22 protein-coding genes are annotated in these 26081 nt (G+C 71.4%); 11 read left to right on the plus strand and 11 right to left on the minus strand.

Going from position 1 to position 26081, the window contains the following annotated elements; translation table 11 throughout:
- Window positions 1–10 precede the first annotated feature (10 nt).
- The gene (locus tag AABA78_RS35080) at window positions 11–1663 is read right to left on the minus strand and encodes a GMC family oxidoreductase (protein ID WP_338269830.1); all 1653 of its coding nucleotides are present in this window, start codon (window positions 1661–1663) and stop codon (window positions 11–13) included.
- On the minus strand, window positions 1660–2313 hold the full coding sequence (locus tag AABA78_RS35085; protein ID WP_338269831.1) for a gluconate 2-dehydrogenase subunit 3 family protein: 654 nt from the start codon (window positions 2311–2313) through the stop codon (window positions 1660–1662). The genes AABA78_RS35080 and AABA78_RS35085 overlap by 4 nt, the downstream gene beginning before the upstream one ends.
- 179 nt (window positions 2314–2492) lie before the next feature.
- Between AABA78_RS35085 and AABA78_RS35090 the strand changes: the two genes are divergently transcribed.
- Both AABA78_RS35090 and AABA78_RS35095 read left to right on the plus strand, forming a co-directional pair.
- The gene (locus AABA78_RS35090) at window positions 2493–3812 is read left to right on the plus strand and encodes a hypothetical protein (protein ID WP_338269832.1); all 1320 of its coding nucleotides are present in this window, start codon (window positions 2493–2495) and stop codon (window positions 3810–3812) included.
- Window positions 3809–4357, plus strand: coding sequence for a hypothetical protein (locus AABA78_RS35095; RefSeq protein ID WP_338269833.1), 549 nt, complete (start codon window positions 3809–3811; stop codon window positions 4355–4357). The genes AABA78_RS35090 and AABA78_RS35095 overlap by 4 nt, the downstream gene beginning before the upstream one ends.
- A 50-nt stretch (window positions 4358–4407) precedes the next feature.
- Here the strand turns inward: AABA78_RS35095 and AABA78_RS35100 are convergent, their stop codons facing one another.
- The 3 genes from AABA78_RS35100 to AABA78_RS35110 all read right to left on the minus strand — a co-directional run bounded on the left by AABA78_RS35100 (window position 4408) and on the right by AABA78_RS35110 (window position 8390).
- Window positions 4408–5055 (minus strand): DUF3332 domain-containing protein, encoded by a 648-nt coding sequence (locus AABA78_RS35100; protein ID WP_338269834.1) that lies wholly within the window; start codon window positions 5053–5055, stop codon window positions 4408–4410.
- Between the two features lie 57 nt (window positions 5056–5112).
- Window positions 5113–6477 carry a sigma 54-interacting transcriptional regulator gene (locus tag AABA78_RS35105; RefSeq protein WP_171420778.1) on the minus strand — a complete coding sequence of 455 codons (1365 nt, stop codon included), beginning with the start codon at window positions 6475–6477 and terminating at the stop codon, window positions 5113–5115.
- Window positions 6478–6689: 212 nt separating this feature from the next.
- Entirely contained in the window at window positions 6690–8390 is a 1701-nt protein-coding gene (locus AABA78_RS35110) for a hypothetical protein (protein WP_338269835.1), read from the minus strand.
- 217 nt (window positions 8391–8607) lie between these two features.
- Between AABA78_RS35110 and AABA78_RS35115 the strand changes: the two genes are divergently transcribed.
- Window positions 8608–9306 carry a class I SAM-dependent methyltransferase gene (locus AABA78_RS35115; RefSeq protein ID WP_171422047.1) on the plus strand — a complete coding sequence of 233 codons (699 nt, stop codon included), beginning with the start codon at window positions 8608–8610 and terminating at the stop codon, window positions 9304–9306.
- A gap of 16 nt (window positions 9307–9322) precedes the next feature.
- Here the strand turns inward: AABA78_RS35115 and AABA78_RS35120 are convergent, their stop codons facing one another.
- On the minus strand, window positions 9323–10036 hold the full coding sequence (locus AABA78_RS35120) for a response regulator transcription factor (protein ID WP_120529848.1): 714 nt from the start codon (window positions 10034–10036) through the stop codon (window positions 9323–9325).
- Window positions 10033–11565, minus strand: a complete 1533-nt coding sequence (locus tag AABA78_RS35125; protein ID WP_338269836.1) for a sensor histidine kinase — start codon at window positions 11563–11565, stop codon at window positions 10033–10035. Before AABA78_RS35125 ends, AABA78_RS35120 begins: the two co-directional genes overlap by 4 nt.
- A 252-nt stretch (window positions 11566–11817) precedes the next feature.
- On the opposite strand from AABA78_RS35125, the gene AABA78_RS35130 reads away from it, so the two are divergent.
- Together AABA78_RS35130 and AABA78_RS35135 are read left to right on the plus strand one after the other, a co-directional pair.
- On the plus strand, window positions 11818–13854 hold the full coding sequence (locus tag AABA78_RS35130; protein ID WP_338269837.1) for a c-type cytochrome: 2037 nt from the start codon (window positions 11818–11820) through the stop codon (window positions 13852–13854).
- 132 nt (window positions 13855–13986) lie between these two features.
- Window positions 13987–15096 carry a hypothetical protein gene (locus AABA78_RS35135; protein ID WP_338269838.1) on the plus strand — a complete coding sequence of 370 codons (1110 nt, stop codon included), beginning with the start codon at window positions 13987–13989 and terminating at the stop codon, window positions 15094–15096.
- Between the two features lie 24 nt (window positions 15097–15120).
- On the opposite strand, the gene AABA78_RS35140 is transcribed toward AABA78_RS35135, so the two are convergent.
- A complete protein-coding gene (locus AABA78_RS35140) occupies window positions 15121–15885 on the minus strand; it encodes a hypothetical protein (RefSeq protein WP_338269839.1) in 765 nt (254 codons plus the stop codon).
- 185 nt (window positions 15886–16070) lie between these two features.
- Between AABA78_RS35140 and AABA78_RS35145 the strand changes: the two genes are divergently transcribed.
- Together AABA78_RS35145 and AABA78_RS35150 are read left to right on the plus strand one after the other, a co-directional pair.
- Complete coding sequence (locus AABA78_RS35145; RefSeq protein WP_338269840.1) at window positions 16071–17069, plus strand: hypothetical protein; 999 nt, start codon at window positions 16071–16073, stop codon at window positions 17067–17069.
- 37 nt (window positions 17070–17106) lie between these two features.
- The gene (locus AABA78_RS35150; RefSeq protein WP_171420891.1) at window positions 17107–18114 is read left to right on the plus strand and encodes an NAD(P)H-dependent glycerol-3-phosphate dehydrogenase; all 1008 of its coding nucleotides are present in this window, start codon (window positions 17107–17109) and stop codon (window positions 18112–18114) included.
- A 12-nt stretch (window positions 18115–18126) separates the two neighbouring features.
- On the opposite strand, the gene AABA78_RS35155 is transcribed toward AABA78_RS35150, so the two are convergent.
- Entirely contained in the window at window positions 18127–18588 is a 462-nt protein-coding gene (locus tag AABA78_RS35155) for a hypothetical protein (RefSeq protein ID WP_338269841.1), read from the minus strand.
- 50 nt (window positions 18589–18638) lie between these two features.
- Window positions 18639–20294 (minus strand): GTPase HflX, encoded by a 1656-nt coding sequence (hflX, locus tag AABA78_RS35160; RefSeq protein WP_338269842.1) that lies wholly within the window; start codon window positions 20292–20294, stop codon window positions 18639–18641.
- Window positions 20295–20463: 169 nt separating this feature from the next.
- Between hflX and proB the strand changes: the two genes are divergently transcribed.
- Complete coding sequence (gene proB, locus AABA78_RS35165; RefSeq protein ID WP_338269843.1) at window positions 20464–21588, plus strand: glutamate 5-kinase; 1125 nt, start codon at window positions 20464–20466, stop codon at window positions 21586–21588.
- A gap of 20 nt (window positions 21589–21608) precedes the next feature.
- On the opposite strand, the gene AABA78_RS35170 is transcribed toward proB, so the two are convergent.
- Window positions 21609–22082: a hypothetical protein gene (locus tag AABA78_RS35170; RefSeq protein ID WP_171420894.1), complete on the minus strand. Its 474-nt coding sequence runs from the start codon at window positions 22080–22082 to the stop codon at window positions 21609–21611.
- A 375-nt stretch (window positions 22083–22457) separates the two neighbouring features.
- Between AABA78_RS35170 and AABA78_RS35175 the strand changes: the two genes are divergently transcribed.
- The 3 genes from AABA78_RS35175 to AABA78_RS35185 are packed head-to-tail and all read left to right on the plus strand — an operon-like array spanning window position 22458 to window position 26026.
- Window positions 22458–23483 carry a helix-turn-helix transcriptional regulator gene (locus tag AABA78_RS35175; RefSeq protein WP_171420895.1) on the plus strand — a complete coding sequence of 342 codons (1026 nt, stop codon included), beginning with the start codon at window positions 22458–22460 and terminating at the stop codon, window positions 23481–23483.
- Window positions 23480–24409 carry a helix-turn-helix transcriptional regulator gene (locus AABA78_RS35180; RefSeq protein WP_171420896.1) on the plus strand — a complete coding sequence of 310 codons (930 nt, stop codon included), beginning with the start codon at window positions 23480–23482 and terminating at the stop codon, window positions 24407–24409. Before AABA78_RS35175 ends, AABA78_RS35180 begins: the two co-directional genes overlap by 4 nt.
- Window positions 24410–24415: 6 nt before the next feature.
- Window positions 24416–26026, plus strand: coding sequence for an FHA domain-containing protein (locus tag AABA78_RS35185; protein ID WP_338269844.1), 1611 nt, complete (start codon window positions 24416–24418; stop codon window positions 26024–26026).
- Window positions 26027–26081: the final 55 nt, after the last annotated feature.

Below are 26081 nucleotides of genomic sequence, written 5' to 3' on the forward strand. Positions count from 1 at the left end.
TCGTGCGGCTTCAGCCCTTGAGCGTGCGCACCAGGTGGTCCGCCACGCGGAAGCTGTTGGCCGCGATGGTGAGCGTGGAGGGCACGCTGCCGCCCGAGGGCATGAAGCTGCCGTCCACGACGTAGAGGTTGGGCACCTCGTGCGCGCGGCAGTGCTTGTCCAGCACGGAGGCCGCCGGGTCGTCGCCGAAGCGGCAGGTGCCGTGCTGGAGGATGGTGGTTTCGCCCTGTGTGCCCACGCGCTCCACGCTGTCCGGGTCCAGGCGCAGCAGCACTTCTTCCCCGCGCTCGACGAGGAAGCGCGTGGCGGCGAAGTCCGCCGGGTGCCGGTCCAGCGTGATGGCGGCCACGGGGATGCCGTACTTGTCCTTCACGCCGGGCTCCACCGTGACGGAGGTGCCGGGCGTGGGGAGGAACTCCGCGTAGACCTCGAACTCGAGGATGCGCGAGTCGCGGTACGCGCGCATGCGGTCCTTCAGCTCCTTGCCGAACACGCCGGACTTGCCGCTGCCCGCCAGCCCCACCGCCGCGTAGATGGGGTTGGGGTGCGCCCACATGAAGCCCAGCGTGCCGCCCTTGCGGAAGCCGTGGCGCGCGTCCGGCATCACGTAGAAGTCCTGGAGGCTGCGGTTCACGAAGGGCGCGGGGTCCGTGAGCCACGGGCGCGCGGCCTTCTGCTTCGACACACGGAAGTGCGCCCGCGAGCCGCCGAAGGAGCTGAAGAGGAGGTTCCTGCCCACGAGCCCGCTGCCGTTGGCGAGCCCGTTGGGGAAGCGCGCGGAGGTGGAGTTGATCAGGAGGCGCGCGCTCTCCACGGCGGTGGCGGAGGCGATGATGACCTTCGCGGGCTGCTCCTGCGCGACGCCCTCTGGGTCCAGGTACACCACGCTCTTCGCGCGGCCCTGCCGGTCCACTTCGATGGAGCGCGCCATGCAGCCCGGGCGCACCTCCACGTTGCCGGTGGCGATGGCGTTGGGGATGAGGCTCGCGAGCGTGCTGCTCTTGGCGCCCGTCTCGCAGCCGTAGCTGCCGCACAGCGCGCAGTACGCGCACGGAGCGCGGCCCTTGTAGGCCTTGCTGATGATGCCGCGCGCGGTGGGCAGCGCGTGCCAGCCCAGCGCCGAGCACGCCTTGTCGATTTCAGACGCCACCGGGTGCACGTCCAGGGGCGGCAGCGGGTAGGGGCCGCTGCGGGGTTCGGCGAAGGGGTGGGGGATGGCCTGGCCGGACACGCCCAGCTCCGCCTCCGCCTTGTCGTAGAAGGGGGCCAGCTCCTCGTAGGAGATGGGCCAGTCCGCCACGGTGGTGCCGGGCACGGCGCCCAGCGTGGAGCGCAGGCGGAAGTCCACCGGCTTGAGGCGGTAGAAGAAGCCGCTCATGTGCACGGTGCCGCCTCCCACGCAGTTGGCGGTCCACGCGGCGTTGCTGCGCTCGTAGCGGGCCTTGGGCCCCTGGCGCACCAAGTGCGGCTCCTCCCACGGCAGCGGCATGAAGAAGTTGCGGCGGCTGTTGAGGATCTCGTCGTGGACGAAGTCCTTGGGTTGGTAGTGGCGGCCCTTCTCCAGCACCACGACCTTGAAGCCCGCGCGGCCCAGCTCCAGCGCGAGCGGCGCACCGCCCGCGCCGCTGCCCACGATGCACACGTCCACGGAAGGCAGGCTCACGGGTGGTGACCTCCGCACTCGCGCAGGCACTTGGGCCCGTCGTAGCCCTCGGGTGGCGCCATGGCGAGGGTGCCCACGGTGTCGAAGCCCATCAGCCGCCAGCCCACGCGCCCCTTGTTGCCGCCGTAGGACGGGTCGCCCAGGAAGCCCTCCAGGCTGAGCGTCATCAACAGCTCGAAGAAGTGGGCCTCGCCGCTGCCGGCCGGGCTGTCCTTGAAGATGGCGAGCAGTTCGTCCTGCTGGGCGGGCGTGGCCTGGGCGAAGCCCTTCTGGAACATGCGCTGCGCGCGGCGCTCCAGCGCCGCCAGTCCCTGGAGGAAGTCGCGGTGCATGGCCTGGAGCCCCTGCGTCTCCAGGATGCGGTCGATGTAGAGCGCCACGTCCGCGTCCTGGGCGCCGGGGTCCTCGTCGCGGGGCAGGAGCCGCTCCGTGGCCGCGACGACGACGGCGTACTCGAAGGCGGAGAAGGTGCGCAGGGCCTGCCCGGCGGAGGTGGTGCCGGTGGGCTCCGCGGGCTTGGGCGCTTCCGCTTCCTTCGAACGTTTACACGCGGCGGCGCCCAGCAGCACGACGCCGCCGCCGAAGAAGGTGAGCCGCTGGATGAAGGTGCGCCGGGACAGCTTCGGGGGGAGCGAACGCGCGCGAGCCATGGCGTGGCAGCCTAACCCAGGTGCGCGTGCTTCACGGCACGGAGGTTGGCGCCGGGGTCGGTTGGCCGCCCACCGCGTGCGTGATGCGATGTCACACCGCGAGGCGTGACGGACAACGCGCGCGGCTGGCGTAGGATGGCGCGCTCAACTGGGCCGACTGAACCAAGGAGAAGAACCGCATGAAACGGCACGCGTGGCTACTGGGAGCGGCGCTCGCGCTGGGATGTGGCGGCGGCAAGCCGGCCAACCCGGACGCGGGCACGAATCCGCAGAACGATGGCGGAACGACGGACACGCCCTTCGTGCGGCTGACGGTGGACACGGGGCCGAGCGAGCAGCTCGCCATCTCCAACATCGCGATGGCGGTGGGCCCGGACGACCGCATCGGCATCGCGTACTACGTGAAGGTGAACGACAAGGACTCCGAGCTTCGCTACCGCGAGGTGAGGGACGGCCAGGTGCAGGCGACGGCGGAGAAGATCGCCACCGTGCAGCGCGTCTACGGCGTGTCGCTGGCGTTCAGCCCCACGGGGCAGCCCGCGGTGAGCTACCTGGGCGGCGGGAGTGATCAATCCGTCTTCTGGCTCCAGAGCGACCTGGCGGTGTCCTATCGCGACGCGAACGGCACCTGGACGGAGCGCGTCGCGGTCACCAAGGGCGACGAGGCCGTGGCGGGCAACGCGGTGAGCGACACGGGCTACCTCGTGGGGCTCAATCCCTCCATCGTCTTCAGCGGCAGCCAGGCGCTGGTCGTCTACCGCGACGGGCACAACGGGCAGTTCCCGCAGCAGGACTGGGCGGGCAGCGACGTGGAACTGGCCAGCGGCGGGCCCACGGCGTGGCAGCACCGGGTGGTGGCGTCGGGCGGCGACCAGAAGGGCGCGTACGGCGGGCACCTCCAGATGCTGATGGCGGACGGCCAGCCGGCGCTGGTGTTCGACCAAGCCTTCGGGGCCGCGGACGCGCCGGGGCAGAACGTGTACTTCCAACGCCGCAACCCGGACGGCACCACGTGGACGCCGCCGGTGCAGGTGCAGGCGGTGGGCAATACCATGCTGGGCGCGTCGATGGCGTATGACCCCACCGTCGGCTTCGGCATCGCGGCGGTGGACCGCTTCACCAGCCGGCTCACGCTCATCACCTGCGACGGCAAGACGGGGACGAAGTGCGCGGCGGCGCAGGACTGGACGACGCCGGACCCCGTGTACCAGACGGGCTCCGGCGGCTGGTACCCGTCGCTCGCGTTCGACCCGAAGACGCACGACCCGTCCATCGCGTTCCACATCTGCTCGCTGGAGTCCGGGCGCAACGAGGGCAGTTGCTCGCCGTCGGACGACGCGCTCGTCATCGCCACGCGCGTGGAGGACCAGTGGCGCGAGGTGACGGTGGACACGGTGGGTGGCTGGTCGCCGAAGCTGGCGTTCCTCTCCACGGGACAGCGCGTGGTGCTCTACCGCGCGAGCGGCACGCAGGCCCTGACGCTGGCGGTGGAGCGGTGAGCCTCGCGGGACGCGCCGTGATGGCGCTGGGGCTCGCGGGCCTGCTGGGCGCTGGCGCCGTCGCATGCCGCGGAGACAACGAGCTGTCCGGCAGCGTGTCGGAGCTGTTCCCCGTCACGGACGTGTCGCGCGTGGAGATCCGCCGCAACCCGGAGGCGCTCCAGGTGAGCTACTTCCGCAACAACGGCCTGGACGTGGACCTGGTCGCGCGGCTCACCGTGGACACCGAAGGCGTGGACCTGAAGCCGGGCACGAAGGTGCAGCTGGGCGGCACCACGCCGTCCGGCCGCGACCGCGCGTCGGTGGTGCACGTGGCCGCGGGCGAGCCCGCGCGCGCCTTCACCCAGGTGGAGCGGGGCGACCTGGTGTTGGACGAAGGCGGCAACGTGGGAGAAGCCACGCGCGGGGACTTCTCCCTGTCCTTCAAGAAGGGCGACGGCTACGGCGCGGGGCGCAGCATGGAGGGGACGTTCAACTCCATGGCGCTCGACGCGGGCTTCGGTCCGGACCTGGGCGACGTGGTGGTCGACGAGCCCGCGCCCTGATTCACCTCAGGGCTTCCGGTGGAAGGCGCCGGAAGCCCTGACGTCCTGTCTCACGGCGTGCAGGTGTCGAGCGTCGCCATGCCCTGGGAGAGCTGTCCCTGGTGCGTGGCGAACTGCGCGAGCGCCGGCGCGCCGCCGTCCAGGAAGAGCTGGCGCGCGGTGTCCACCGCGTCCCGCGCGTGCACCGTCACGGTGGTGCCGGTGGCGTCCGTCACCTTCACCGCGCCGTCCGCTTGTCCCTGGGCGCGGATGAGCAGGGCGCCCGCCTCGTCGCGCGCGACCATGCCGTCTTCCAGCGGCTCGAAGTAGCGCACCAGCGGCTCCTGGCCCTCGCGCTGGAGCTCCAGGCGCATCACGCCGGACTCCACGTCGCGGGACATCTTCAGCGTGTCGGTGGGGCTGAGCTTCACGATGCGCGTGTTGGAGTCTTCCCCCTCCACGCTGCTCACCGGGTTGCCGCCGGTCCAGAACTCGATGCTGTTGACGACGATGGCGTCCACCAGCGTGCCAATCTCATAGACGGGCACCACGATGAACACGAGGAACACCAGCCACTGGACGAACTTGTTGCCGGAGATGCCCTTGTTGAACTGCCAGATCTTCTGCGTGAGCTTGAACGAGCCGAAGCAGCCGGTGGCATTCATCATCAGGACACCCGCGCACAGCACACCGAGCCAGCGGGACGGACGCATCTTCATGAAGCCCTCCTGGGGAATGGGGGACCGCGGAAGCGGCCGCCACCATGCCACGAAGGCTCAGTCCGGCTCGCTCTGAACCAGCCCGTACTTGTGCAGGAGCGAATAGAGGTGCTTGCGGTCCAGCTCCGCCTCGCGGGCGGCGCGGGCGATGTTGCCCCGGGCGCGGCCCAGCAGGCGCGTGAGGTACTCGCGCTCGAAGGCACGGACGAGTTCGTCCTTGCACACTTTGAAGGGCCCGGTGAACTCCACCGGCAGGAAGTCCCCGGCGGGGGTGGGCACGTCGCGGGTGAACTCGCGCAGCAGGTTGTCCCCGGTGAGGCCGGGGATGTCCACCATGTGCCGGGCGCGCTCCAGGGCGTTGCGCAGTTCGCGCACGTTGCCCGGCCAGGTGTGCCCCAGGAACTGCTCCTGAATCTTCTCCGGCAGCCGGGGCCAGAGGCCCTCGCCCGCGAAGGCCTCCACGAGCAGCGGGATGTCCTCCTTGCGGTCGCGCAGGGGCGGCAGGCTGACGGTGAAGACAGACAGACGGAAGTAGAGGTCCTCGCGGAAGCGACCCGCCTGCGTCTCCGCCCACAGGTCCTTCTTGCTGGCCACGACGATGCGCGCGTCGAAGGAGATGGGCGTGGAGGAGCCCAGGCGGCGGAACTCGCGGTCCTCGATGGCGCGCAAGAGCTTGGGCTGCAGGTCCAGGGCGAGGTCGTCGATCTCGTCCAGGAAGAGGGTGCCGCCGTGGGCGCGCTCCAGGCAGCCGATGCGCTGGCCCACCGCGCCGGTGAAGGCGCCCTTCTCGTGGCCGAACAGCTCGGACTCGATGAGGGAGTCGGACACGCTGGCGCAGTCGAAGACGACGAGCGGCCCGGCCGCGCGGGGGCTCAACTTGTGGATGGCCTTGGCGCCCGCGCCCTTGCCGGAGCCGGTCTCGCCCACCAGCAGCACGGTGGAGTCCGTGGGGGCGATGCGCTGGAGCAGCGCGAAGATCTGCCGCATGGGCACGCTGCGGCCCACGAGGTCGCCCAGCCGGTCCTCGACCGTGGGCTCCACCTGCACGGGCGCCATCTGCGGGCTGAAGCGCAGGCGCACGTCGCCCACTTCCAGCAGGGCGCCGGGGCGCAGGTAGGCCTCGCGCACCTGGGCGCCGTCCAGGAAGGTGCCGTTGGTGGAGCCCAGGTCCTGCACGAGGAAGCGGTCCCCCTGGCGGCGGACCACGAGGTGGTTGCGGCTGACGGTGGGGTGGTCGATGACGACGTCGTTGTCGGTGGACTTGCCGACGCGCAGGTCCTCGGTGGCCAGCGGGTACACGGTGCCCGCGCGTTCGGTGTCCAGCAGCACCAGGTGGAAGCGCTGGGCGGACAGCCGCTCTCCCTGCGCCCGCGCGGCGACGACGGTGTGCGTGGGGATGGGGGCGGGAGGCACGGAGGGCATGAGCGGGCGGGATTCTAGACGGCTTCGGGCCCGCGCGGGCTTTCTGTCGGCACCGCCGTGCCCGGCTGGTGGACAGCCGGGCACGGCGCGTCAAAAGCGTGCGCACCGGATTGTTTTCTTGGCGCGCGAGAGGACGGAGACATGAACGGCAACGGCCGCCCTCCCCGTGACGGGAAGGACGGCCGTGTCAGGACTTCCGTGCGGATGCGCCGTCAGTCGCCTTCGTAGATGCCGATGAGGCCCGGGGTGACGACGCCCGTCTTCGCGTTCTTGGTGCCCTCGAAGGAGACGAGGACGCGGCGCTTGCCGGCGGAGCGGTCGAACTGGATGTCGGACACGCTGCTGGCGGAGGTGAGCACGTTGCCGAAGACGTCACCGCTGTACTTCACCGTGCCGCCGCCCTTCAGGCGGGTGATGCCGCCCCACCAGTTGGCGCCCACCCAGAGGCTGCCATCCCAGGGGTCCGTCGCCACGGCGGACGTGGGCGCCATCGCGGGATTGCCGCCGCTGGCGGGCGTGTAGTTGACCAGGTCCTGCATCACCTTGGTCTCCACGGTCCCGTTCGCGCTCAGGCGGGCCAGGCCGTAGTAGAACGAGCTGACCCACACGCCGTCGTTGGCCGCCGGAGCCATGCCGGAGACGTTGTCGTCCACGCGCTGCGCCGCGGTGGGGTAGTTCGGCACGGCATCAGGCCAGATGTCGAAGCGGTTCCAGTCGTAGCCCGAGTCCTCCGTCTCGCTCTGGGCCGTCCAGTAGTCGTCCCCGTTGGTGCCGTAGCGGAAGCGCGTGGAGCGGATCTGTCCACCGAAGAAGACGTCGTGATTGTCCGTGATGGAGATGCCGTAGTAGCGGTCCGACAGCAGCTCACCCTTGGAGCCGGAAATGGCGGGGTGCACGTGCTCGTAGAGACCCGCGCACTCGAACTCCCACTTGAAGCCCTCCGTGGTCCAGGGGCGCGGATCCCAGCAATACGACGGGACGATGCCGTTGAACTTCGCGTCACCCATCGCGAAGCCGTGGTTGCCGCCAAACCAGACGACCTCCTTCACCGGGTCGTAGGCGATGCGGTAGACGGTGCAGAGCTTCTCGCGCCCGCGCAGCTCGGCGCCCACCTTCTTGGGGCCGGTGTGGATGTCGTAGTGCACGACATCCAGCTTGCCGTCCGCCTTGAGCGTCACCTTGTCCGCGTCACCGCTCTTGTAGACGCTCGCGTCCGGTTCGCGGTGGTCGTTCTCCGACTGGTCCCACTCGTCCTCGCAGGTGGGCATGCCCGCCTTGGGCGGCTTGCCGGCGTAGCCGACGAACACCGTGCCCGCGGGACCGCCCGCCACGGAGATGACCTTGAGGTACGGCACGCCCGGCGGAGGACCGCCCACGCCGTCGCGCATGCGGCCGTAGGGGCGCAAGCCATCGGACATCGTGAAGCGCTGGATGGTGTTGGAGCCCTTCTTGATGAGGAAGAGGCCTTCCTCACCGCCCGCGACCCAGACGTTTCCGCCCTGGTCCGCGCTGATGCCGTACACGTAGCGCGGCGCGCCCATGTCCTGGTTGTAGAACGTCCAGCCCGGCGCCGAGGGCAGGGGATAGGTCTGCACCTTCTCCGGGACACCCGCGTCCGTCCCGGTGCCAGCGTCGGTCCCGGCATCCGTGCCCGTCCCCGCGTCCGTGCCGGTGCCCGCATCCGTGCCCGTGCCCGCGTCGGTCCCGGCATCCGTGCCCGTCCCCGCGTCCGTGCCGGTGCCCGCGTCCACCTCACCCGTGCCGCCATCCTGCAGCTGCGGGTCCTCCACGGGCGTCACCGGAATCACCGGCGTGTCCACGTTCCGCGTGTCGCCGTCGTCTCCGCCGCAGCCTGCCCACCCCAGCGCGCCCACCAGCAGGACCGCCCCCGTCCACCGCCACCCGTGCCTCATATGACGCCCACCTCACACTCGCTCAGCGGAAGGTCCCCTTGCCGGACCTCCTCGTTCAAGGCGTTCCTGGCAAGGAGGGTGCCAGCCCCGGAGGGCCGGGAACCGTCGGGCCGCCGTCGGTGGGCGTCCGTGGAGCGACACCGGGTGGGCAACCGTTTGCCCAATGTGTGAACGCCGGGTTCCCGAAGCGCCCCCCAACCGTGCTAGGGCCTGGACAATGGCTGGGAACGACGCACGCGGCCGCACCCCGCTGTCCCTCGTGGGACAGGAGCCGGACCTCGTCTTCTACACACGGCAGGCCTCCGAACACGGCGGGCCCGTGCTCGTGCTGGGCGCCGCCAATGGCCGCGTGCCCTGGGCGCTGGCGGGCCATGGCTTCGCCACCGTGGGCGTGGACCCCTCCGAGGCGATGATCCGCTCCGCCGAGGAGCGCCGCGCCTCCGAGTCCGCGGACGTCTCCGGGCGCACGCGCCTCATGGCCGCCGACCCCCGCGCGCTGCGGCTGCCGGAGCAGTTCCCCCTGGTATTGGCCCCGCAGCACGCGCTGGGGCTGATGGCCGGCCGCGACGACCTGGAGGCGTTCCTCGCCACCGTGCGCCACCACCTGGCTCCCGGCGGCACCTTCATCTACGACGTGCTCAACGCCCCGCGCGAACCCGTGCTGCCGCGCGACGACGACGAGCCCGGCGCCGCGGTGGAGCCCCGCCGCCCCCTCTTCGCCCTGCACCTGCGCGAGCGGCGCCCGGCCGGCGGCCAGAGCCCCATCCGCCGCCTCAAGCTGCGCCACTTCCTCCCGGAGGAACTAGAGACCGCCCTCACCGCCAGCGGCCTCACCCTGCGCGAGCGCTTCGGCCGCTTCGACGGCAAGCCCTTCGACCTGGAGGACCTGCGCCAGATTGGCGTCGCCGGGACGTGACGGCCGCGTGCGCCTTTCAGCGCTCGAAGCGGTAGCCCAGCCCGCGCACCGTGAGGAAGTGCCGGGGCGCTTCCGGATCCGCTTCGAACTTCAGCCGCAGCTGGCGCATGAAGTTGTCCACCGTGCGCGCGCTGCCCTCGTAGTGGTAGCCCCACGCGCCGGACAGGAGCTCCTCGCGGGTGAAGGTGCGGCCCGGGTGCGCCAGGAAGTGCGCCAGCAGCTTGAACTCCTGCGCCGTCAGGTCCACCGGCTGCCCGTCGCGCGCCACCGTGCGCTGCGACAGGTCCACCTTCACGTCCCCGAACGTCACCGGCGGCGGCGCGGTGCCCGTGGCCCCGAACCGGCGGCGCAGCACCGCCTTGATGCGCGCGAGCAACTCCTGGAGCCCGAAGGGCTTCACCACGTAGTCGTCCGCGCCCAGGTTGAGGCCCAGGATTTTGTCCGACTCCTGGCCCCGCGCGGACAGCACCACCACGGGCGTGTCGCGGCCGCGCTGGCGCAGCTCGCGGATGACCTCGTAGCCGTTGAGCTCCGGCAGCATCAGGTCCAGCACCAGCAGGTCCGGCGCCTCGTCCAGCGCCTTGGCCAGGCCGGTGCGGCCGTCCTGGGCCTGAAGCACCTCGTAGCCCTCGAAGCGCAGGTTCATGGACACGCCGGTGAGGATGGACAGGTCGTCCTCCACCACCAGGATGCGCCGGGGCTTCTCCTCTTGCGGGACGGACGTGCTCATGCGCGGCTCACCGGGAGCTGGAGGGTGAAGCAGCTGCCCTGGCCGGGCTCGCTCTTCACGGTGATGCGGCCGCCGTGCGCGTCCACGATGCGCTTGCTGATGGCGAGCCCCAGGCCGCTGCCCTCCGTCTTGCGCGTGAGCAGGTTGTCCACCCGGTAGAAGCGCTCGAAGATGCGCTTGCGGTCCTTCCTGGCGATTCCCACCCCGTTGTCCTCCACCGACAGGTTCACGTAGCCGCCGTCTCTCTGTGCCCGGAGGGCGATTCTGCGGTGGGTGGGCCCACTGTACTTGTAGGCATTCTGCAACAGGTTGAGCAGCGCGCCCGCCAGCGCGACGCGGTCCACGTCCACCTTCGGCAGCCCGTCCTCCACCGCCACGGTGAACTGCATGTCGTCGCCCAGCCGCTGGGTGCGGAAGGCCGCCACCGCCGCGTCCACCACGTCCGTCACCGGCAGCGAGTCGCGCTGGTACACCTTGCGGCCGCTCTCGATGCGCGCCCAGTCCAGCACCCGCTCGATGAGGTCCGACAGCCGCTCCGTCTCCTTCGTGAGCAGGTCCAGCACCTCCTGCGTCTGCGCGGGGTCCTTCAGCCGGCCCAGGGCCAGCGTCTCGATGAACATGCGGATGGAGGTGAGCGGCGTGCGCAGCTCATGGCTCACCAGCGACACGAAGTCCGTCTTCATGCGCGACAGGCGCGCCTCGCGGTAGAGCACGCGGCCGGTGTACGCCACGCCGAAGGTGAGCGTCAGGTAGAACAGGCCCAGGAGCACGCCGTACACGACGCGGTTGCGCGTGGAGGCGCTCGCCACCGGATCCTCGCCCATGGGGAGCACCACCAGGCGGAAGTCCTGCAACGGCGCGGACAGCACCCGCTCCGCGAGCACCGGCGGCCCCAGCGCGTTCTGCCGCGCCTGGGCCACCTCCGACATCAGCCGGTTGACGAGCCCGCCCTCGCCGGCGGTGTCGCGCGGCACGGGCAGCAGCGTGAAGCGCACGGGCTCCGACGTGGTCCGTCCCTGCGCCTTCTCCGACAGCAGCCCGTCCAGCGCGATGCCCGACAGCCGCACGCCGCGCACGGAGGCGCCCTGGCGCTCGGCGGCCACCATCACCGCGCGGCCTCCCGTGGCGAGCGAGAAGACGGTGGTCGCCGTCGGCAGCGAGGCGGCCTCCGGCACCAGCGCCGCCAGGGCCTCCGCCAGCTGCGGATCCTTGGTGCGCACCAGCCCGTTCTCCACGTGGAAGGTGCCCTCCGGGTCGGACAGCTCCTGGTCGTCCGGCAGGAGGAACGCCAGCCGCTCGTTGCCCACCGGCTCCAGCCGTCCGCGGCTGAGCGCGCGGGGCACCTCCGCGGACAGGTCCGCCAGCGTCCCCCGCCACGCGGCCTCCAGGCGTTTCTCCACCGCCGCGCGCTCGTTGATGATGGCCACGACGCCGAAGCCGGACAGGCCGGCCGAGGGCAGCACGACCAGCAGGATGAGCAGCGCGAACGTGCGTCGGAAGCTGAGGATGACGGGCGCGGGACGTGACACGGCACCCCGTGTCTACACGCGACGCCGCCCGTGCGCTCGCGGCATTTGGGGGGAGGGGGAGCGTTCCCGACACTGTCGGGAGGCATACGGCCGGTGCGGAGGGCATCGACTTCGGGTGGGCGGGTGGGCGAGCATGCGGCCTTCGGGAAGGCGTGTGAGCTGGGCCGGCACGCTCCCGACAGGCCGTGGGGCCGCGCGCGGATGGGGCTGGACGCACGCGCCAGGCTTTCGCGGGAGGGGATGGCATTTCCGATGCGACGGCAGGGATGGGCCGCGCTGTGCGCGGTGACGACGCTGGTGCTTTCGGGCTGCAAGGAGCGCGAGGTGGCGGGCACCTGGAGCAACGCCTCCGGCTCCGTGGCGCTCAGCCGGGATGACTCGCTGCTCTACGTGGTGGACGCGGACAACGGCCTGCTCGCCGTGGTGGACACCGCCCGCCGGGAGAAGGTCTCCGAGGTGCGGGTGGGCTCGCGCCCGGAGCGCGTGGCGGTGGGCGTGGACGACACCGTGTACGTGACGAACCGGGGCGGCAGGAGCGTGTCCGTCATCCGCAAGGGTGACGCGGTGGAGGCCGCGCGCATCCCGGTGGGCGTGGAGCCCACGGGGCTCGCGGTGTCGCCGGACGGCAGCACGCTGTACGTGGTGAACAGCGCCACGCACCAGTCCGCCGCGCGGGGCAGCCTCACCGCCATCGACACGGGCACGCTCACGGTGCGCTGGGAGCTGCCGCTGGGCGAGGAGCCGCGCGGCATCGCGCTGCTGGAGGACGGCCGCAAGGCGGCGGTGTCGCTGTTCCGGCAGGGCGACGTGGTGACGGTGGACCTGTCGGACGCGAACAAGCCCAAGGTGATGCGCGACGGCACGGACCTGAACACGAAGGCCAACCGGCCGCCGTCCTCCGTGTCCAGCCCCCTGGCGGACGAGGTCATCGACCCCCCGCAGCTTCCCGACTCCCGGCAGGGCCCGCGCACCTTCCGGGCGCGAGGCATGGTGGACCTGTTGAGCGCGCCGGATGGACGTCGCCTCTTCGCGCCGGTGCTGTGGTCGCGCGAGGATCCGCTGGGCGGGCCCGTGGACGGCCGCGACCCGAACCCGGGCGATTCCATGTACGGCGGCGGGACGCCCTGCGGCGCGGCGGCGGGCGGCGGCGTGGTGGCGGCGGGCCTGGTGACCTTCGACACGGAGGACGAGGCGCCCCGGCCGGTGGTGGACGACCTGGACGAGTGCAAGCCGCCGCCGGAGGAGAAGCCGGACTACCCCACGTCGCTCATCGCGAGCCCGTCGTTCAAGGCGCCCCTCCAGGGGCCGGCGGCGGCGGTGGTGGACCCCACGGGCGCGTGGCTGTTCCTGGTGAACCAGGACTCGAACAACGTGGCCATCCTGCCCTCGTGGCGGCGCTCCGGGTCGGACCTGCCGAACGAGTCGAGCCCGGTGCGGCAGCTGGTGGACGTGGGCGCGGGGCCCAACGGCATCGCGCTCACGCGGGACGGGCGCAAGGCGTACGTCTACAACGCGTTCGACCACACGGTCAGCACGCTGGTGGGCGGGGCCGGGGACATCCGCGAAGAGGGCACGCGCCTGGTCATCGCGGGCGACACGCTGTCGCCGCTGGCTGCGGAGGGCCGGCGGCTGTTCTTCAGCGCGGTGGATCCGCGGATGACCAGCCCGTCCGTGGCGGTGTCCTGCGCGTCGTGCCACCTGGAGGGCCGCGAGGACGGCCACGTGTGGGGCTTCCCGGACGGGCCGCGCCAGACGCCCAGCCTGGCGGGCCGCATGACGACGGCCACGGCGCCCTTCCACTGGAGCGGCGAGTTCTCCGCGCTGGGGGACTTCATGAGCGCCACGGTGAAGGACCGCATGGGCGGCCAGGAGCTGGACGCGGACACGGTGGCGAAGCTGGGCGCGTTCATCGACGCCATCCCCGCGACGGACAACCCGTCCCGGGGCGAGCCGCTGACGGCGGCGCAGGCGCGCGGGGCCTCCCTCTTCAAGCAGGCGAAGTGCGACACCTGCCACACGGGCACGGCGCTCACGAACAACACCAACGCGGACGTGGGCACGTTCGTGCTGTCGGGCGTGCTGCGGGACGCGGCTGCGGTCGTCCGGTCGGGGCTCAACACGCCGTCGCTGCTGGGCGTGGGCCGCACCGCGCCGTACCTGCATGACGGCAGCGCGCCCACGCTCCGGGCCCGCCTGATGAACGGCCGCGAGTCGAACCAGCACGGCATGACGGCGGACCTGTCCGACGCGGACGTGGACGACCTGGTGGCGTACCTGGAGACGCTGTAGCGCGAAGCGAACCGCACGGGCGCGGTCATCCCCGCTGGGAGATGGCCGCGCCTGCTGGGCGCGAGACGGCGGTGTTCAAGAGGCAGGAGGCTTGCCTGCGCGAACCCGCCGTGTGCATGGTGCCCGCCGCTCATGCGCTCCCCCTCACAGGCAGCGGGTCCGTCCCAGCCCGGGATGGCGTACGCGCCCTGGGGGTTGGTGCTGCTGGTCCTGGTCCACCACTTCGGACTCTGGGCCTGGACGTCCTGGCACCGGGGCATCCCCGCGCTCCTGGTGTTGGACCGCTGGGACTCCCACCACTACAGCACGCTGGTCCTGGACGGGTACTCGTGGCCGCTCTGGGCCTTCCTGCCGCTGTACCCAGGCCTGGTCTGGCTGGTGCGGCTGGGGCTTGGCGGCACCCTGCCTCCCCAGGTCGTGGGCACGCTCCTGTCCACGGCGTGCCTGCTGGGGTTCATCGCGTGGAACACGCATGAGGCGCGGCAGGCACCACCGGGCCATGGGATGACGGCGCGGACGCCGTGGGGATGGTTCGCGTTCCTCTACGGTCCCGCCAGCTTCGCGCTGCACTCGCACCACACGGAGGGGCTCTTCCTGCTCCTGTCGTTCGGGGCCCTGGCGTGCGCCTCGCGGGGGCGGCTCCTGCCTTCCGCCGTCCTGGTCTCGCTGTGCATCTTCACCCGCAATCAAGGCTGCTTCGTGGCGATCTCCGCGGCGCTCCTGGCGGCCCTGCGCGAGCCGACATGGCGTGAGCGCTTCATGCGCTTCAGCGTCATGGGGGGCGTGGCGCTGCTGGCGTTCGCGGGGTTGCTGGTCTTCGAGTGGAGCCGGTCCGGGGATCCGTTCATGTTCCTGAAGGCGCAGCGGGAGTGGAACCACGTGGACTCCCTCTGGGAGGCCATCCGGGGATTGTGGTTCGGCAATGCCTGGCACCGGGGCTTCAACGGCTGGCTGGTGCTGCGGAACGCCTTTGGCGCGGTGTGGCTGGTGTTCGCATTGGTGTTGTGGCGCCGCGAACGGGCCCTGGGCCTCTATGCCCTGCTGTCGCTGCTAGTGATGCTGCCTCAGGGCGACCTGGGAAATGCCTTCCGCTTCGGCGCGGTGCTCTTCCCGGTGATGTTCGTCGCGGGTGACTGGCTGGCCACGCGCCCCGTGGCCATGCGCTGGACCGTGGCGCTGCTGCTCGTGTGGCTCAATCACAAGGTGACCCACGCCTATGCCATCGCGAAGTGGCCTTACTGAGAAGGGCTGTCAGGCGATGACTGCCTAGCCCGCGTCGGGGATACCGGGCGTGGCCGGCTTCGGAACCACCGGCGCCTTCACCGCGGGACGCGGGGCGGGGACGGGCCGCGGCGTCACCGAGCCCGGGGGCGCGGAGAGCAGGTCCGTCGTCCCCGCGCGCGGCGTGGTGAGGCTGTCCAGCGGCTCCAGCGGCGCATCCAGGAGGAGGCCGTCTCCCGCGTCGGCCGGAGGCTCCGTGCCTGCGTCCGCCGTCGGATCCAGCATGCCGTGGTGCGACGTCACCGCGAGGCGGGCCACGTCCAGCGCACGGTCGGGGTCGTCCCCCAGCCAGGTCACGACGACGACGCACGGCGTGTCGTCATCCCACGTCACCACCTGCGTCATGCCCTGGACGGGGTTGCGGCGCGCGGCGGCGCGGCCCAGCGCCGGAATCTCCTCGCCGCCCGCGTTCAGCGTGGGCGCGAGCAGCGCGCGAACATCCGCGTTCGCGTAGTGCGGCTGGCAGTCATACGCCACCGACACGGCCACGTCCGGCATCGCCGCCGAACGCAGCGAGCACAGCGGACCGCACGTTGGACACGCGCGGTCCTCCTTCATCGTGAAGCCGTTGAGCGTGAGGTCGCGCAGGTCCGCCGGCAGCAGTTCCTCGCACGAGGGCACGGTCAGCGGGGACGGCCGTCCCGGCAGCCCCGTGAGCGTCCCCGCATCCGACGTGCCCGTGCCCGCACCGGGTTTGCTGCACGCGCCCAATGCGAGCGCCATCAGCAGTGCACCCCGTCCGACCCTCATCCCGTCTGCTCTCCTCACCGACGCCATGCGCGCGGGCGCGGATGGTAGACCGGGCCCGGCCCCCGTCATCAGCATTGTGGCGAGGCTGCCGCTTTCCGGACGCGACCGGATGGCGGGAGAGAGGTCGGGCAGGCCGGCCTCGTTCAGGGCCAGAGCGTGGGCTAGGCTGCCTGCCTTCTTCCACCATGCGCCTCCCCGGTCTCCTCACCCTGTCGGTCCTGGCCCTGGCGCCGGCCGTTCCCGCGCGGGCCCAGACGCCCGTCCCGCCCTCCCGGAGCGCGACCCCCGACGAGTCCTGGAGCGAACCCGGCAAGCCCGCTCCCGAAGCCCCACCCCCGGAGCCCGCCCGTCCCCAGGCCGCCCCCAACGAGGAGGCCCCCACGCGCGTCCAGCCTCCGTCCGACACCCAGGGTGAAGCCGAGGGCTGGGAAGCCTTCCCCGGAGCCTCCGACGCCGTCACCGCGCCGCCTCCGCCCCCCCGGTACGCCCCACCGCCACCGCCCGCCGAGCCCCCGCCCACGCGACGCCGCGTCAAGCCGCCCCGCCCCCCGCGTCCCCCGAGCCCACCCCAGGCCCCCAACCGCTACGGGCTCTACGGCGGGCGGTCGCTGGGCTCCGGACACGTGGGCGTGGGCATGGAGCTGGGCTATCCCTTCGCGTCCGCGCGCGCCGTGTACGGCGTCCTGGAGCCCCTGGACCTGGGGCTGGGCGTGGACACCGTCTACGGCCTGATGACGGAGCTGCGCGCCAGCGCCCGCCTCACCCTCATGGACAGCCAGAACGTGAGCCTGGCCCTCGTGGCGGACGGGGGCCGCGCGTTCTTCCTGCGCCCCCCGGACACGGAGGACCGGGGCGCGCGCTACCTGAGCGGCCGGCGCGACTGGAACGTGGCCCCGGGGTTGGTGGCGTCCTTCCAGGGCGACGGCCCGCGCGCGTGGCGGCCGTACCTGGACGTCCGCGCCCTCTTCGCCTTCGACCTGGACCCCATCCAGCGCGACCCGCTGTCCGGCGTGCCGCCCGCGTGGAAGCTGGACGCCGCCGTCCTCGTCCGGTTGGGCGCCGAGTTTCCCGTCGGAGAGAAGACGTCCTACGCTGTCTCCTTCGGCGGGGACTTCCGCAGCCGCTCCACGGACGCGGAGTTCATGCCCACGCTGTCCGTGGGCGTGGTGTCCGCGCTGTTCTGAAGAACCCCCACTCCCCCTCTCGACCCGAGGTCATCTCATGCGCGGCAGTGTCATCGGTGCAGGCTCCTTCGGAACGGCGCTCGCCAACGTGCTCGCGGTGAATTGCGACGAAGTCCGCCTGTGGGGCCGCGAACCCTCCACCGTGGAGGCCATCAACACCCGCCACGAGAACGACACCTACCTGAAGGGCATCCCCCTCTCCGAGCGCGTGCGCGCGACCACGGACCTGGAGGAGGCGCTGGCGGGCTCGGAGATGGTGGTGCTCGCCACGCCCAGCCACGCCACGCGCGAGGTGCTCGCTCGCGCGAAGGCCTTCCTGCCGAAGAGCGTGCCCCTGGTCACGGTGTCCAAGGGCATCGAGAACGGCACGCTGCTCACCATGACGGAGCTGTTGGAGGACTGTCTGCCGGAGGAGTTCCACCCGTACGTCGCGGTGCTCTCCGGCCCCAGCTTCGCCAAGGAGCTGGCGCGGCGCATGCCCACGGTGGTGACCATCGCGTCGCACTGGGACAAGGTGGCCCAGCGCTGTCAGAAGGCGCTGCAGACGGACACCTTCCGCTCGTACACGTCCACGGACGTGGTGGGCGTGCAGTACGGCGGCGCGCTGAAGAACGTCATCGCCATCGCCGCGGGCATGGCGGACGGCCTGGGCATGGGCCACAACGCGCGGGCCGCCATCATCACGCGCGGCCTGGCGGAGATCACCCGGCTCGCCGTGCGCAAGGGCGCCAACCCACTGACGCTCTCCGGCCTGTCCGGCATGGGCGACCTGGTGCTCACCTGCACCGGCGAGCTCAGCCGCAACCGCCACGTGGGCATGGAGCTGGGCAAGGGCCGCAAGCTGCCGGACATCCTCGCGGAGATGAAGGAGGTCGCCGAGGGCGTGAAGACGGCGAAGAGCGCGCGCGACCTGTCCCTCAAGACGGGCGTGGAGCTGCCCATCTGCGAGCAGGTCTACCTCATCGCCTACGAGGGCAAGAACGCCAAGGCGGCGGTGGTGGACCTGATGACGCGCCAGCCGAAGTCGGAGCTGTCCGGCGTCTGAAGCGACGGAGCGCTAGTAGCGGCGCGGCCTGGCTTCCGGGCCTGCGCCGCGCACGCGCCACACGGTGAGCCGCTCGGAGTTGGTGTGGCTCAGGACGAGCCCTTCCGTCTGCATCTCCTCCAGCAGGCGGTTCGTCTTGAGGCGGTCCAGCCCGATGGTGCGGCCCAGCAGGTCGCCGGGCATGCCGCTGATGTTGCTGCGCAGCTCGTTGATGATGGCGCGCTTGAACTCGTTCTTCTGCAGGCCGTCCATGTCCTGCGTCCGCCACGCGGACAGGATGCCCCAGCCGATGAGCAGCAGCGTCACCACGGCGATGACCGGGTAGACGATGTGGCTGTTCTTCTCGAGCAGCTCGATGTAGCCGGTGGTGATGGACGAGACGGGCCGGTCGTAGTCCGGCCCGGAGTCCTGTCCGGGCAGACCTTCGATTTGGGCCGTCAACAGCGGGAGGAGCAGTTTCAGCGCGGGAGCCAAGGCCCCCCGACTCTACGGGGAGGGCCCCCGCGCCGACAACCCGCCCACCGTCACACCACGCCGATGGACTCGGACGCACCCTCGGCGAACAGGGTGGTGTCCGCCTTGGCCAGCAGCGTCGCCAGCCCTTCGCGCTTCACCGCGCTGATGGCCACGCCGCCCCGCGACCGCAGGAGCGCCTCCACCTCGTCCGCGGGCAGCTGGTCCGCCTTGTTCCACACCATCAGGCGCGGCTTCTCCATCAGGCCCAGCGAGTTGAGGATGGTCTCCACCGCCTCCACCTGGTCGTCGCGGGCCGGGTCGCTCGCGTCCACCACGTGCAGCAGCAGGCTTGCGTCGTACAGCTCCTCCAGCGTGGCGCGGAAGGCCGCCACCAGGTCCTTGGGCAGGTCCCGGATGAAGCCCACCGTGTCGGTGATGATGACCTCGCGCTCCTGCGGGAAGCGCAGGCGGCGGCTGGTGGGGTCCAGCGTGGCGAACAGCTTGTCCTCCGCCAGCACCTCCGCGTTGGTGATGGCGTTGAGCAGCGTGGACTTGCCCGCGTTGGTGTAGCCCACGATGGAGATGACCGGCACCTCGCGCCGGTTGCGCTGCGCCCGGCGGACGCTGCGCTCGCGGCTGATGACGTCGATGCGGCGCTCCAGGTTCGTGATGCGCTCGCGCACGCGGCGGCGATCGATTTCGAGCTTCGTCTCACCAGGGCCGCGGCCGCCCACGCCACCGCCCATGAGGCGGCTGAGCGAGTCATCCCCCTGCACCAGCCGGGGCAGCCGGTACTTCAGCTGCGCCAGCTCCACCTGCAGCTTGCCCTCCGCCGTCTGCGCGCGCTGGGCGAAGATGTCCAGGATGAGCTGCGTGCGGTCCAGGATCTTGAGGCTCGTCGCATCGCCGATGTGACGGCCCTGCGACGGGGTGAGGTCCTTGTCGAAGACGAGCAGGTCCACCATGGACTGCATGGAGCGCAGGTTCAGGTCCTCCAGCTTGCCCCGGCCGATGAGGTAGCGCGGATCCGCCTCGCGCTTCATCTGGAGCACGCTGTCCACCACCTCCACGCCCGCGGTGCGCGCCAGCTCCTTCAGCTCCGCCAGCGAGGACTCCGCCCGCGCGCGGTTGCCGTCCAGGCACACCGCCACCAGGATGGCGCGCTCGCGGCCGGACACGGTGCGCGCGGCCGCCTTGCGGTTGAGCTCCTCCTCCAGCGCGTCCAGCGTGGCCAGCAGGTCCGGCTGTTCACCGTGCACGGAGGGCAGGGTGGACACGTGCCAGAACTCACCCGAGCCGTTCTCCGGCACCAGGTAGGCCCAGTGCAGCACGCCGGGCAGACCGTCGTTGCCCACGCCCACGGCCGCCACGCAGTCCAGGCGCAGCAGCGCCAGGTCCGTGAGGTCGTCCTTCGTCAGGGGTTCGCTCTTCAAGTGCGTGTGCACCAGCCGCAGGCCGCGCAGACGAATCTGCCCGGCGCGCGCACGGCCGATGTCCGGCAGCTCCAGCTTGTGCGCGTTGCCCACGACGACGTGCTCGATGTCGCCCTTGCGGTTGATGAGGACGCCCACCTGACGGTTGAGCTCGTGCGACAGCTCGGTGAGGTGGCGGGCAAGCTCCGCGGACACGATTTCGCGCGGATCCACGCGGCGGCGGAACGTGTTGCGCAGCCGCTGCTGCTCGCTCGACTTCAGGCCCAGGGTGTTGCCGTAGATTTCCTTCAAACCGTTTCTCCTGGCGCGGACATCGAAGGGCCCGCGCTCCATTCAAGGCATTGGATGGACAGGGACCCTCCGCGTTTCATGACAACGGCCCCTGTTTTGCGCCTGCCGCGAAGCCTGGTGAACAACCGGCCACGCGCGTCATTTCCCGTTCCAGCCTACGCTGCCCGCCGTGACTGATTCCGCACGCAACGCCCTGCGCGAGGCCCGCCGCGTGGTGGTGAAGATTGGGACCAACGCGCTGACGAGCGCCACCGGCCGCTTCAACCGCGCCCACTTCGACGCGCTGGGGCAGGACCTGCTGTGGGCCGCCGGGGGCCGGGAGCTGGTGGTGGTGTCCAGCGGCGCCATCGCGCTGGGCATGGAGCGGCTGGGGCTGCCCGCGCGGCCCCGGGACATCCCGGGCAAGCAGGCGTGCGCGGCGGTGGGGCAGAGCCGCCTGATGCAGGCGTACGAGGAGGCCTTCAGCCACGCGGAGCGGACGGTGGCCCAGGTGCTGCTCACCCACGAGGACGTGCAGGAGCGCCGGCGCTACCTCAACGTGAAGCATGCCCTGGACCGGCTGCTGGCCGCGGGCGTGGTGCCGGTCATCAACGAGAACGACACCGTGTCGGTGGACGAGCTGAAGTTCGGCGACAACGACACGCTGGCCAGCCTGGTGGCCGGCGTGGTGGAGGCCGACGCGCTGGTCCTCCTGTCCGACGTGGAGGGCCTCTACACCGCCGACCCGCGCAAGGACGCCGACGCCCGCCTCATGCCCGCCGTGCCGCGCGTCACCTCGGACGTGCTGGCCCTGGCCGGCGACGCCACCAGCGCGGTGGGCACGGGCGGCATGGCGTCCAAGGTGCGCGCCGCCGCTCGCGCCGCGGAGCTGGGCATCCCGTGCGTCATCACCTCCGGCGCGGTGCCCGGCCGCCTGCGCGACGTGCTGCGAGGGGAGGCCGTGGGCACGCTCTTCCAGCCCGCCGGCCGCCGCAGCGCGCGCACCGCGTGGATCGCCCACGCGCTCAGGCCCCGGGGCCGGCTGGTGGTGGACGCGGGCGCGAAGGAGGCCATCGTCACCGGCAAGCGCAGCCTGCTGCCCAGCGGCGTGACGGGCGTGGAAGGAGACTTCGGCCGGGGGGACCCGGTGGACCTGACGGACGCGGCCGGGACGGTGTTCGCCCGGGGCCTGTCCACCTACGACGCCAACGAACTCAAGCGCATCGCCGGGCGGCGGAGCGCGGACATCGAGGCGGTCCTGGGCTACCGCTACCTGGATGAGGCGGTGCACCGCGACGACCTGGCGGTGCTGTAGCGGCCCCGGGCGCAAGCCGCCTAGATGGAGCAGGAGACGGACTTCACCGTGCCGGGCGTCTCGTCCGTGAGCCGCATCAGCGCGCGGAACTCCGGGGAGTCCACCTTCATCAGGAGCAGCGACACCTCCAGCTCCCCTGGCACCCGGCCCAGCTGGAGCTTGCGCTCCTGGCCGTGCAGCAGCGCGAGCTGCGAGTGGCCTTCCCCTTCAGGCAGGGACAGGTCCACCTGGAGCTGGAAGGAGTCGCCCTCGCCCTTGGGCGTGAGCACCAGCCGGTAGTCCGGCACCGTGGCGCCCGGACGGCGGCGCTCGGCGCGCAGGGTGCGGCCCGCCTCGCCCAGCAGCTTGGGCTGGGCGATCAGCCTCCCGTCGCGCCGGACCTCCAGCGCGAAGTAGAGCGGTTCGGAGCGGGCGTGCGCCGGGGTGGAGACGAAGGCCAGCAGCACCAGCGCCAGCCCGGGCAGCCACGTCTTCAGCAGGGAGGTGCGGTCCATGGTCGAGCCCTCGTCAAAGCCTTGCGTCCGCCGCGTCGCCCCCACGGCAGCCAGCGGAGCTTCCACCAGAGGCCCTGGCGGAGGCGCGCTGTCGCTTCTCACCCAATTCGACAGGGTCCAAGGAATAACCCAGACGCGCCCCGAGTGCGAGCCCCACGCCCGGGGTTGTCTGCTGCCTTGCGGACGAAACGAGGGGTACATGGTTGTACCTGCTTGCCTGTTCAGGTCTGGGGGACTATCTCCCCCTTGGACGGAGCCAGCCCCCTCCCGTGTTCCCTTCCTGTCCCTTTCCTGGCCTGCTCCCTTCTCCCACCCCGGAAGTCCCCGGTCTCTTGATCTCCCGGGTCCTGTCCGCCATCGTCACCGATCTCCTGAATGGACCGCACGGAACGCATCCTTGATCTCGTGGCACTGCTGCTCGACGCGCGGGAACCCATCTCGTGGGCCGAACTGCGTGAGCACTTCCCCGCGGACTACGGCGGCTCGGACGACGCCGCTGAACGCAAGTTCGAACGTGACAAGGCGGAGCTCGTCGAGCTGGGCTTCCCGCTGAGCTACGTGCAGGGCGACGACGAGCGGCGCGACGGCTACCTCGTCGACCGCAACGTCTACTACCTGCCGGAGGCCGACCTCACGAAGGAGGAGCTGGCCGTCCTCTACGCCGCCGGGTCCGCCGCGCTCGCGTCCGGCGCGTTCCCGGGCCGCGACGACCTGGCGCACGCGCTGCGCAAGATCGGCTTCTTCGCCGGCGAATCCCTGCCCACCCCGCGCGTGCGCATGGAGCTGGGCACCGGCCAGGAGGGCCAGGAGAAGGAGGTCTCCGCCCGCCTGGAGCAGCTCTGGGACGCGTGCTCCGCGCACAAGTGGGTGCAGCTCACCTACGGCAGCCCGCGCAAGGACGGCGTCACGGAGCGGCGCGTGGACCCCTACGGCCTGGCGCTGCGGCGCGGCGTCTGGACGCTGGTGGGCTACTGCCACCTGCGCCAGGGCCTGCGCACCTTCCACGTCCACCGCATCCGCGAGCTGAAGGTGAACACCGCCCGGCCGCGCACGCCGGACTTCGAGGTGCCGGCGGGCTTCTCGCTGGACGCCCACGTGGCGTACTTCCCCTGGCAGTACCGCTTCCACGAGCCCCTGGAGGTGACGCTCCAGCTCACCGGGCCGCAGGCCTCGCGCGCGGGCTCGCTGTTCCCGGGCGCGGCGCTGGAGCCGGTGGGGGAGGGCGTCGTGCGGGCCCGCTTCCCGGTGACGTTCCTGGACGGGCTGGCGCGCTTCGTCCTGTCCCTGGGCTCGGACTGCCGCATGGAGGGGCCTCCGGAGGCGCGCGAGCGCCTGGAGCACATGGCGGCGAACATCCTGGCGAAGCACGCGCCGGTGGAAGGTCAGCGGGTGAGCGCATGAGCAACGTCCACGAGCGGCTGCGCCGCCTGCTGTTCCTCGTCCCCTACGTCTCCAAGCACCCCGGCGTCACGGTGGAGGCCCTGGCCAAGGCCCTCAACATCAGCCGCGAGGACCTGCTGGAGGAGCTGGACCTGCTCACCTGCGTGGGCCGGCCGCCCTTCAACCCGGACGACTACATCGACATCTACGTGGACAACGACCGCGTCTACGTGGACCTGGATCAGCGCCTGTTCGCGCCGCCCCGGCTGACCGCGGGCGAGGCCGCGGCCCTGGCCGCCGCGGCGGAGCTCTTGCGCCCGGCCACCGGCGACGCGCTCCAGAGCGCCCTCACGAAGCTGGAGGGCATCATCCCGCCCGCGGCCCGCGAGCGCTTCCGGGACATGTACCGGAAGATCGACGCCTCCGCGGACGCGCCCCCGGCGCTGGGGCCGCTCACCCGCGCCATCCTGGAGCGGCTGGAGGTGACGTTCGGCTACGCCAGCCCCGGCCGCCCCGCGGAGCCGCGCCGGGTGCGCCCCTACGAGCTGCTCAGCCACCGCGGTCAGTGGTACCTCCAGGGCTTCTGCCATACCCGCCAGGACGCGCGCCTGTTCCGGTTGGACCGCATGGAGGACCTGGCCGTCACCACCACCGCCTTCCTGCCCCCGCCGGACGCCCGCGCGGACGTGCCCAACCCGGCGCGCGGCGCCAGCGAGGCCTCCGTCCGGGTGCGCTTCACTCCCACGGCGGCGCCCTACGTGAAGGAGCGCTTCGGCCAGGACGCCCGCCCGCTCGCTGACGGAGGGGTGGAGGTGCGGGTGGCCGGAGACAGTGAGCGCTGGCTCACGCAGTGGGTGCTATCCTTCGGGGGAGAGGCGGAAGTGCTGGAGCCGGCGAGCGCGCGCGCCGCCGTTGCCCGAGCCGTACATGCCTCGATAGGCTCCTAGGACGACATGGCCTTCCAACTGACGATCTCCGAGGGAAAAGACGCCGGCAAGGAGTTCGTCTTCGACCAGGACTCCGTGCTCATCGGGCGCACCTCCGAGTGCGACGTGGTGCTCTACGACCCCGGCATCTCCCGCCGCCACTGCCGCATCTTCCAGGACGGAGACGGCTACGCGGTGGAGGACCAGAAGAGCGCCAACGGCACCCTGGTCAACGGCACGGCCGTGCAGAAGCAGACACTGAAGGACGGCGACACGCTGACGCTGGGCCCGGTGACGTTCCTCTTCGCGCTCGCGGCGGAGGACGCGCCCACCGGCGAGGACGAGAAGCCCGCGGAGGACGGCGCCAACAGCACGCGCATCGTCTCCCTCGACTCCCTGCGCAAGCAGCGCAACAAGAAGGCCGCCGCGGCGCTCGTGCCAGAGGGCGCGGACGAGGAGGACCTGCAGGGCATCCGCGCGGAGTCCACGCGCATGAACATGCGCGCCATCCGCCGGCCCACCTCCAACGCCCAGCGCGCCATCCCGCAGGAGCCGCCCCCGCCGGAAGAGGACGCTCCGGCCGCCATTGAAAAGCCGGCCCCCGCGCCCCCGCCCGCGCGACGCACCGGTTCGCAGTCGTCCCGCGCGGTGGCCCGCACGCCGCGTGCCGGCGCCTCCAGCGGCAGCGGCCTGTCCGCGGCCGAGCGCGCCCGCATCCGCCGTGAGACGCCGGGACTGGTGGCCAACCTGCGCCTGTTCTGGGCGGAGGCGAACTCCAAGGTCCGCGCGGGCGTGATGGCCGGCGGCGGCGTGGTGGTGCTGGGCCTCTTCGCCCTCATGTACTGGCTGGTGCTGGGCGGCGACGACAAGGTGCAGAAGGGCGAGGAGCCCGTGCGCCTGTCCAACCAGCCCATCAACGACTCGTTCGGCCTGGGCGACGGCGTCACCTGGAACCGGCCGGACATGAAGGTCTTCGAGTGGGAGTTCGTCGCCGCGACGCGCGCGGTGGTCATCCTCCACTACCAGGCCCAGGGCATCTCCAAGGACGAGGTGGTGGTGAGCGTCAACGGCGTGGACGTGGGCAAGGTGCCCCCGGACACGATGGCCAGCCAGGAGCGCTCGCTGGAGCTGATGATCCCGCCCCAGCAGCTGCGCAAGGGCGAGCCCAACCGCATCATCTTCGACAACACCCGCAACCCGCCCGGTGAGGACACCTGGCGCGTGTGGAACGTCTGGGTGGAGCGCGCGCTGCTGCCTGAACAGCTCTCCACGCAGCAACTGGTGCAGACGGCCAGCGATTCCTTCAAGAAGGGCCGCAAGAACTTCGACACGCCGGACATCGGCGCGCGCAACCGCTACGAGGCCTGGAAGGCCTTCCGCGAGGCCTGGCTGATGCTGGAGGCCCACCCGGACCCCAAGCCGGACCTCTACTTCGAGGCCCAGGAGGCCATGAAGCGCGCCCAGATGGAGCTGGACCGCACCTGCTCCAAGCTGCTGCTGGAGGTGGAGGGCTACTACAACCAGGGCCACTTCAAGCAGGCCGCCGCCACGCTGGACCACATGCGCGAGTACTTCCCCGAGTACGACCAGCCGTGCGCCACGCGCGCGGAGAACAAGCGCGTCGAGTACGGCCTGTAGTCCCGGCCGTTGTCTGGCGGACGGTGCAACCCCGCCAGCAAGGCGGGCAGGGCCC

Origin of the sequence: Corallococcus caeni (genome assembly GCF_036245865.1) — a bacterium.
GTDB classification, from domain to species: Bacteria; Myxococcota; Myxococcia; order Myxococcales; family Myxococcaceae; genus Corallococcus; species Corallococcus caeni.

Excerpts from the sequence above, each read along its gene's own strand:
- AABA78_RS35085 (WP_338269831.1), bottom strand. The coding sequence starts at position 2,313 with ATGGCTCGCGCGCGTTCGCTCCCCCCGAAGCTGTCCCGGCGCACCTTC.
- AABA78_RS35090 (WP_338269832.1), top strand. The coding sequence starts at position 2,493 with ATGAAACGGCACGCGTGGCTACTGGGAGCGGCGCTCGCGCTGGGATGT.
- AABA78_RS35100 (WP_338269834.1), bottom strand. The coding sequence starts at position 5,055 with ATGAAGATGCGTCCGTCCCGCTGGCTCGGTGTGCTGTGCGCGGGTGTC.
- AABA78_RS35105 (WP_171420778.1), bottom strand. The coding sequence starts at position 6,477 with ATGCCCTCCGTGCCTCCCGCCCCCATCCCCACGCACACCGTCGTCGCC.
- AABA78_RS35110 (WP_338269835.1), bottom strand. The coding sequence starts at position 8,390 with ATGAGGCACGGGTGGCGGTGGACGGGGGCGGTCCTGCTGGTGGGCGCG.
- AABA78_RS35115 (WP_171422047.1), top strand. The coding sequence starts at position 8,608 with ATGGCTGGGAACGACGCACGCGGCCGCACCCCGCTGTCCCTCGTGGGA.
- AABA78_RS35120 (WP_120529848.1), bottom strand. The coding sequence starts at position 10,036 with ATGAGCACGTCCGTCCCGCAAGAGGAGAAGCCCCGGCGCATCCTGGTG.
- AABA78_RS35130 (WP_338269837.1), top strand. The coding sequence starts at position 11,818 with ATGCGACGGCAGGGATGGGCCGCGCTGTGCGCGGTGACGACGCTGGTG.
- AABA78_RS35135 (WP_338269838.1), top strand. The coding sequence starts at position 13,987 with ATGCGCTCCCCCTCACAGGCAGCGGGTCCGTCCCAGCCCGGGATGGCG.
- AABA78_RS35140 (WP_338269839.1), bottom strand. The coding sequence starts at position 15,885 with ATGAGGGTCGGACGGGGTGCACTGCTGATGGCGCTCGCATTGGGCGCG.
- AABA78_RS35145 (WP_338269840.1), top strand. The coding sequence starts at position 16,071 with ATGCGCCTCCCCGGTCTCCTCACCCTGTCGGTCCTGGCCCTGGCGCCG.
- AABA78_RS35150 (WP_171420891.1), top strand. The coding sequence starts at position 17,107 with ATGCGCGGCAGTGTCATCGGTGCAGGCTCCTTCGGAACGGCGCTCGCC.
- AABA78_RS35170 (WP_171420894.1), bottom strand. The coding sequence starts at position 22,082 with ATGGACCGCACCTCCCTGCTGAAGACGTGGCTGCCCGGGCTGGCGCTG.
- AABA78_RS35175 (WP_171420895.1), top strand. The coding sequence starts at position 22,458 with ATGGACCGCACGGAACGCATCCTTGATCTCGTGGCACTGCTGCTCGAC.
- AABA78_RS35180 (WP_171420896.1), top strand. The coding sequence starts at position 23,480 with ATGAGCAACGTCCACGAGCGGCTGCGCCGCCTGCTGTTCCTCGTCCCC.
- AABA78_RS35185 (WP_338269844.1), top strand. The coding sequence starts at position 24,416 with ATGGCCTTCCAACTGACGATCTCCGAGGGAAAAGACGCCGGCAAGGAG.